Consider the following 1,546-nt stretch of genomic DNA (forward strand, 5'->3'; position numbering starts at 1 on the left):
CTTCAAAAGCTCGGGTATGAAGTTGAAACAAAAAGTTGAGTCAATAAGAATAACTATATATTTGAAACCGCGATGATTCGTAAAGCACCCTTTTGCCAAGGCATTAAAGTCTAGGCCTATTTGATAAGTCTTTAAAAAAATCGGAAAGTAAGTTTTCGCTTTCTTGACCATGTAAGTTTAGCTGGAAATTTTTAAGTCATAAATCTTCAACCTTATGGTAGATATAAAGAAACCTTGGCAATTTGAGCACTCGGTGGACTGCAAGGCGGCTAAATCCTTTGTTTGGCAGTATTGGACCGATGTGTCCAATTGGGAACGGCTTGAGGGAGAAGCGGTAGAATGGATCAGGATTGAAGGGCCTTTTGCCGAAGGGACTTCGGGCGCTACAAAAATACCTGGGCAGGAACCACATTATTGGAGGATATCACAACTTCAAGCAGAATTTTCTGCCACCATAGAAATACAACTAGATGGTGCCTTGTTTTTGAACAAAATGACCATGAAATCTATTTCTTTGGATGCTACCAGGATCACACAATGCCTGAGTTTGGTCGGCGAGAAAGCATCTAATTATGCCGAAGGCATGAAAACGTTTGAGACAAGTGCTCCGCAGGGTTTGGTTAAGCTTGCGAACGCTATTGAGACAACATTCGGTTCTGTCTAGAAAATCAACACTTGTCATACTTCTACTTCTTGAATTCAAGGGTACCTATTTCGTTTTTTAGGATCAGTATGTTTTCCCTTAGCTCATAATTCGATGTCTTCGAGAAAAAATTAAAATAGTCTGTTTCAAGTTTCGAATTTTCCGGGCACAACATACGAGTAGCACCAATAGGGAGAACACTAATTTCATTGCCATTTATGGAATAGGTAGAAAAATAATTATTACAAACGGCTTTCCCGTTCAGTTTTCCGTCCTCAAAATTCAATCTAATTTCGTGTCCAAAGAGTTCTTGATCCGAAAAGCGAACAAGTAGCCATGAAGTATTGTCCAATGCAGCTGTTTCTAAAGTTTTTTTATTCTTTTTTACTTCACATGCAGCAAATGAAATTACTGTTAGAATGATTAGAATAAAGGGTTTTAAAAGTTTCTTCATTTTCTTCTTTTAATCAAAGGTATACACCAAACCATTGGTCCACTCATATTGCGTCTTGGGGATTCCGGTTGGTGGAAATGCATCAAATAATAGGGTAAAAGAAGATACAAACCCTAAATTCTTGTAGATCTTAAAGGCTACACGGGATTCGTTTGATATCCTATAGTCAGCAAACTCCGAGAATTTTGGCTGGTAATATGTCGTGCTTACGACTGAGATTTGGTCTGTTGGATAGAGGCTAAAGGAGAAATAGGCACTGCCTCTTAAATCTCGGTTGATATTAGTTCCGAAGGTCTCTTCAGACTTCTCATATTCGAGCATAACTAAGGAACCCAGGTAGAACTTGTATTTTTCTGAGGAACTCAATTTAAATCTGGGGCCAGTCCCGGCTAAGCCCCGAAAATCGATATTTGAGATCTCATCATATTGCCCCTGAGATCGGAAGAGCG

The 1,546-nt window shown here is 39.1% G+C and carries 3 protein-coding genes; 1 reads left to right on the forward strand and 2 read right to left on the reverse strand.

Annotation, left to right across the window (positions count from 1 at the left end; translation table 11 throughout):
- Window positions 1-214 precede the first annotated feature (214 nt).
- Window positions 215-664 (forward strand): hypothetical protein, encoded by a 450-nt coding sequence (locus F6J90_RS43310; protein WP_293109128.1) that lies wholly within the window; start codon window positions 215-217, stop codon window positions 662-664.
- Between the two features lie 22 nt (window positions 665-686).
- Here the strand turns inward: F6J90_RS43310 and F6J90_RS43315 are convergent, their stop codons facing one another.
- Both F6J90_RS43315 and F6J90_RS43320 read right to left on the reverse strand, forming a co-directional pair.
- Window positions 687-1,097: an META domain-containing protein gene (locus F6J90_RS43315; protein ID WP_293109130.1), complete on the reverse strand. Its 411-nt coding sequence runs from the start codon at window positions 1,095-1,097 to the stop codon at window positions 687-689.
- A gap of 9 nt (window positions 1,098-1,106) precedes the next feature.
- The coding region (locus tag F6J90_RS43320) for a DUF481 domain-containing protein (protein WP_293109132.1) at window positions 1,107-1,546 on the reverse strand (440 nt) is incomplete at its 5' end.

The organism is Moorena sp. SIOASIH (genome assembly GCF_010671925.1).
In the GTDB taxonomy this organism is placed as follows: Bacteria; Cyanobacteriota; Cyanobacteriia; order Cyanobacteriales; family Coleofasciculaceae; genus Moorena.